This window comes from Aquabacterium sp. (assembly GCF_048860245.1).
GTDB lineage: Bacteria > Pseudomonadota > Gammaproteobacteria > Burkholderiales > Burkholderiaceae_C > Aquabacterium.
Genome location: NZ_JBLIZW010000103.1, coordinates 1 through 5,751, shown reverse-complemented (window position 1 = coordinate 5,751; position 5,751 = coordinate 1). Strand labels below are relative to the sequence as shown.

Below are 5,751 nucleotides of genomic sequence, written 5' to 3'. Positions count from 1 at the left end.
GTCGCGGTGTGGCAGCGTCGGCCACACCGGGTAAGTTCCCAATGGCATCGAAACGGGATGTGTCTTGCGGCCCCGGCAAGGGCGCCTTCAAGGCGGCAACCATCAAGGCAATCAATCGACTCAGGAGAAGTGCTTCGCTGTCGCCCTGCCCCTGCGTGAACTCGCGCATCAGGCGCTGCGTGTTGCCGCCGGCCAAAATGCCAGCCAGTGCGCCCATCGCGAAGTTCAGGCGGAAGCCCAGATCCTGACGATCCAGTTCAGGCAAAGTCTTCTGAAACGCGAAGAAGAATCGCGCCAGCGTCTCGATATAGTGGGTGTCGATGAAGGTGCGAACCACCGTAGACGGATCGGTGTACGCGCGCCCCAGGAAGTGAAGAAACCGCTCTGCACCAGGGGTGCCGCTGCGGCTGGCCCGCACTGCGGGCAGGAACATGGCGATCAACACATGCTCACACGTCATGCGGTCACCGAGCTGACCTTCGAACGTGCTCAGCAGCGCGTTGCGTGCGTCGTTCAAGGGGTCGAGTTGGCGAGCCAGAACGGCCTCAATGAGGGCGTCCTTGCTACCAAAGTGGTAGTTCACCGCCGCGAGGTTCACGCTTGCAGAGGTGGTGATTTGCCGCATCGACAATGAGTCAAAGCCGCCGTCGATGAACAGCGCTTCGGCTGCATCGAGGATGCGGGTTTTGGTGTCGGCCGGGGTCAGACGTGCGGTCGCCTGTGTCATCGAAATGCTGTCTCCTCGGTACGTTCGTTTCAAACGACCGTTTTATGAATGGAGCGTATGGTATTCGACTCGACGCGTTATGTGTGACGCGATGGAGCGCTGCGTCGCTTTTCCCCCGACATGGGGGGATCCAACGATCAAGGCTTGTCGGCCGCCGCCTCGTCGTGGTCGATGGCCCCGGTCATGGCCGAGGGCACTTTTTCCCGGCTCACCATGACTTGGTCGATCCGGTAGCTGTCAACGTCCAGCACCTCGAAGCGGAAGCCGCTGCATGACACAGCGTCTGTTCGGCGGGGGATGCGTCGCAGCATCACCATCAGGAAGCCGGCCAGCGTTTCGTACTCTCCCTGGCTCGGTAGCTCATCCAGATCGAGTGCGCGCAAAACGTCTTCAATTGGCGTAATGCCGTCGATCAGCCAGGAATCTGCGTCACGCTGGACGATCTGTTCTTCCTCGGGGGGCGCCATGAGACTGCCCATCACCGTGCTCATCACATCGTTGATGGTGATGATCCCTACGACCAGACTGTATTCATTGACGATGACGGCGTAGTCCTCGTACGCCTGTCTAAATTGCTGAAGCATTTCCGACAAGGTCAAACGGTCCGGAACCATCAACACTTTCTGGATGAGCCCCTCAGAGCTCAAGGTGATGGGCTCGCCTTTCAGAACGCGGCTGAGCAGGTGCTTGGAATCGACATAGCCCACGACATGATCGATGTCGCCGTCGCAAACCAGATACGTGGAGTGTGGGTACTCGTCAATGCGTGCGCGGATGAGCGCCTCGCTGTCGTCCACCAGAAAGTGGATGATGCTGTCGCGTGCCGTCATGGCACTGGTCACAAGACGGGTGTCGAGCTCCAGCACGTTTTCGATCACGCGGTGTTCCGTTGCCGCCAGGGCGCCCGATTCGGCACCCGCAGTTGCCATCGCCAGGATGTCGTCCGAGGTCACGGCCTCATCTCGACGTGCAGGCAAACCCAGGATGCGAAACAAGCCGTCCGTGACGCGGGTAAAGAACCACACGATCGGGCGCACCAAGGACAAGAACAGGTGCATGGGGCCGACGATCCAGACAGCGACGCGCTCAGGTGCATTCAAGCCCAAACGTTTGGGCGCCAGATCGGCCAGCAGAATGAACAGGCTGGTGACCAGAACGAACGAGCCCACCGAGCTCAAGGTCGTGACCCACTCATTGGCCAGTTGTGTCCGCGACAGGGCCTCGCGGAGCAGCGGCGCGAAGGCATCTTCACCCACCACACCGCCCAGAATGGCGACGGTGTTCATGCCGATCTGCACAGCCGTAAAGAAGTCGCCGGGCTCGTCCTGCACGTTCAGGACACGTTGCGCGCGGTCGTCACCCTGCTCTGCCATCTGTCGCAGGCGAACGCGCCGGGATGCGGCAACGGCCAGTTCAGAAATGGCAAAGAAAGCGCTGGCTGCAATCAGCACAACGATCAGGAGCAGGCTGCTTGTAGAGTCCATGGCACACAGTGTAGCCAGCCAGGATGAATGTGACGCGTGCGGGTGGGGTGAATCAAAGCACCTTCAATTCATCAACCGGACACGATCTGGCGAGCCAACTCTCCCAGTCTTCGCGCAGCCGCTGCGCTTCAGCGACGGCTTGGGTCCACGCCTGGGTGCGGTCAGCAAAGTTCATCCGCGTGAAGTCCTTCCGATCAGGCAATTTGCCGCCCGGCAAGGTGGCCACCCATTCGGGATTGGGCGCCAGCACGATCACGTTATCGAGCCAGGGGCTCGCGTTGTGGCGCCACTTCAATGCCTTGTCGAGCCAACCGGGAACGACCTGCTGTTGAAAGTGCGGGTACAGCACCAGGCCCTCTTTCATGGCTGAGTAGTGCCAATGAAAGTGGTAGTCCACGATGCCGCCATCCCAATGCGATCCCCGCGGGGCGCCCGGAATGTCATCCACCGGGTTCAGCATGAACGGGATCGAGCACGAGGCCAGCATGGCTGGAATGAAATTGGTGGGGGTGAGTTCGACTCGCCCGGTTGGCAGGTCGTTCAGCGGCACGGGTAACGACTCGCCCGAGGTCGAGAACACCGTTCGCTCCAGAAACAAACCCACCGCCTTGCGGGTGACTGCATTGCTCAGCGCCAAGCCGGTAAAGCCCATGGCGGTTCGCGCTGGCGTTCCCCGGTGCAACACTTGTTTGCCGCGCGAGGTCAGGATGTGAAGTTGGTACTGGGGGTGCTGCAACATGGCATTCACCTCGGTACCGAAAAATCCACGCAGGGTATCGATGAAGCCTTGCGAAACCTTGCCCGGGGTCGGCATCTTGCGCCCTGGCTCGGGCTCGAAATGCTGCTGGATGTAGCCTGACGCCAGGTCCTTGAAGGCTTGTTCAGCTTGTGGCATGGCCGCGGTCGCCATGCGCCATGCGCCAATGGATGCGCCAACCAGATGCACGACATGACCGCTTTGCGGCAACCATTCACCAAACAACTGCTGATCCAGATGATTGAGGATCAGCCCTTTGGGCCCACCAGCGGCAGCGGGCACCACGCGAACGTGTTGCGGGGACAGTCCATGCGAAGCGATGTGTTGACGTGCACGGGCACCAACGTAGATGTGCAAAGCTTTCATGGCCGGTGAGCATACCGGTTTCACCGATTGTGCTCACAGACTGCCAGCCATGCCCGAGCAGCATGCGAGAGGTATCGGTCTGCTCGCCAGATCAGGCCAACTTGCCACAACAAGTCTGGTACGTGCAAGGGCCTGACCACGGCATCGGCGGGCATCTGCAAGCGATCCAGCAAGGGTTGGGGCAGCAACGCGGTGCCCATGCCCGCCAGTGCCATCGACAGCAAAAAGTCCCACTGACCGCTTTGAGCCACCACATGAGGGCGGACACCCGCTTGATCCAGTGCCATTTGCAGGCGGCGAGACAGGGAGTAATCGTCGTTCAGCATGACCACATCCTGGCCATGCAGCACGCCCAAGCCCGGCATCGGCTGATCCGCCCAAGCCGATCTGGCTGTACCCACCAGACAAATCGGAAAACTGCCCAGTTCTGACGAGGCCAAACCACTTTGAGGCGCCACAGGCAAAACGGTCACGCCGACTTCCAGCTCGCCGGATTGCACGCGCTCTTCGATAACCTTGCCACCCGCCTCTTGGATGGTGAGCTCGATCAATGGATACGCCCGCCGAAAGCTCTGGATGATCGCCGGGAAAAACAAATTGACTGTGGGTGGGATGCCAACCGTCAGCTGACCCCGAGACAGCTCCGTCAGGTCGGCAATGTCGCGTTGCAGGCGCTGCATCACGCCGAGTGCCTCTTGCCCGCGCTCGAACACCACTCGCCCGATGTCTGTCAGGCGCACTCCGCGGCCTTCACGATGCAGCAAGGCGTGACCAAGCTCGTCTTCCAACTGCCGAACCATCTTGCTCACGGTGGACTGCGTCACGCACAACTCGTTGGCTGCGTGGGTGAAGCTGTTGTGCCGAACGGTTTCAACGAAGTAGCGGATGGCGCGGATGTCCATGATCTGGTATGCGAAATATGAATGGCAGCCATGAATATAAGTCGCACATGGAATTAACGTCGATTTTTATACTGAATCCATTAGAGGTGCATGGCCCCTGGCATTGCCACGCCCAGCCCCTGTTGCCCCCCTCTTTTGGAGACTCGATGTACGAAGATCGCATTCGTTTGGCTCGGTTGCGCGACAAAGTCATGTCCGCTCACGATGCTGCATCCTTGTTTGAAGACGGCATGACGGTCGGCATGAGTGGGTTCACTCGTGCAGGCGACTGCAAGGCGGTGCCGTTGGCCCTGGCAGAACGTGCGCGCCACGAACCGCTGCAGATCACGTTGATGACAGGCGCCTCGCTTGGTAACGACATCGACAAAGTGCTCAGCGAAGCCAATGCGATCTCCCGTCGCATGCCGTTCCAGTCAGACGCCACCCTGCGCCGCAAGATCAACCACGGCGAGGTGATGTTTCTGGATCAGCATTTGTCTGAAACGGTGGCGCAACTTCGTTCCGGGCAGCTTCCGCCGGTGGACATTGCGGTCATTGAAGCGACCGCCATCACGGAGACAGGCGCCATCATCCCCACGACCTCCGTGGGGAACTCGGCCAGTTTTGCGATCCTGGCGCGCAAGGTCATCGTCGAAATCAATCTGAAGATGCCGCTGGGCCTGGAAGGTTTGCACGACATCTTCATTCCGACGTACCGCCCCTACCGTCAACCCATTCCACTGATTTCACCCGAGCAAAGAATTGGCGTGCCGCACATCGCCATCGATCCCAGCAAAATTGCTGCGATCGTGATCACCGAGAAGGCCGACAGTCCTTCCAACGTGTTGCCGCCGGACGAGGAAACCAACGCCATTGCAGGTCACCTCGACGAGTTCTTGCGCCACGAAGTCAAGTCAGGCCGGCTCTCACCCGCCCTGCAGCCCTTGCAATCCGGCATTGGGACGATCTCCAATGCCGTGCTGCATGGTTTCATTGACTCCCCCTTCCAGAAACTCAAGATGTACTCGGAGGTGCTGCAAGACAGTGCCATCGAGTTGATTGACAGCGGCAAGCTGGAATTTGCGTCGGCATCGTCGATCACGCTGTCGAGAGACACCTACGATCGCGTGCTTGCCAACATCGAGCAGTACAAGCCACGACTGGTGTTGCGCCCACAAGAGGTCAGCAATCACCCCGAGATCATTCGCCGCCTGGGCCTCATCACCATCAACACGGCGCTGGAGTGCGACATCTACGGCAACATCAATTCCACACACGTGGGCGGCACGCACATGATGAATGGCATTGGTGGCTCGGGCGACTTTGCGCGCAACGCCCATCTGTCGGTATTCGTCACCAAGTCCACTGCTCGGTATGGCGCCATCTCCAGCATCGTACCCATGGTGACCCACGTGGACCACACGGAGCATGACGTCGACGTGATCGTGACCGAGCATGGCTTGGCGGACCTGCGCGGACTGGCGCCGCGTGAGCGCGCCGTTCAGATCATTCGCCACTGCGTGGATCCAGCCTACC

The 5,751-nt window shown here is 59.9% G+C and carries 5 protein-coding genes; 1 reads left to right on the top strand and 4 read right to left on the bottom strand.

The genetic code is table 11. The features are described from left to right. From ACMV18_RS11660 to ACMV18_RS11645, 4 genes are all read right to left on the bottom strand, one after another. A partial coding sequence (locus ACMV18_RS11660; RefSeq protein ID WP_420817988.1) for a TetR/AcrR family transcriptional regulator occupies positions 1–727 on the bottom strand: 727 nt, incomplete at its 3' end. A 137-nt stretch (positions 728–864) separates the two neighbouring features. Beyond that, positions 865–2,211, bottom strand: a complete 1,347-nt coding sequence (locus ACMV18_RS11655; protein WP_420817987.1) for a hemolysin family protein — start codon at positions 2,209–2,211, stop codon at positions 865–867. 52 nt (positions 2,212–2,263) lie between these two features. After that, positions 2,264–3,334, bottom strand: a complete 1,071-nt coding sequence (locus ACMV18_RS11650) for a phospholipase (RefSeq protein ID WP_420817986.1) — start codon at positions 3,332–3,334, stop codon at positions 2,264–2,266. A gap of 20 nt (positions 3,335–3,354) precedes the next feature. Further along, positions 3,355–4,236, bottom strand: coding sequence for a LysR substrate-binding domain-containing protein (locus ACMV18_RS11645; protein ID WP_420817985.1), 882 nt, complete (start codon positions 4,234–4,236; stop codon positions 3,355–3,357). Positions 4,237–4,382: 146 nt separating this feature from the next. Between ACMV18_RS11645 and ACMV18_RS11640 the strand changes: the two genes are divergently transcribed. Continuing rightward, positions 4,383–5,751 (top strand): succinate CoA transferase (locus ACMV18_RS11640; RefSeq protein WP_420817984.1); only part of this gene is annotated, 1,369 nt, incomplete at its 3' end.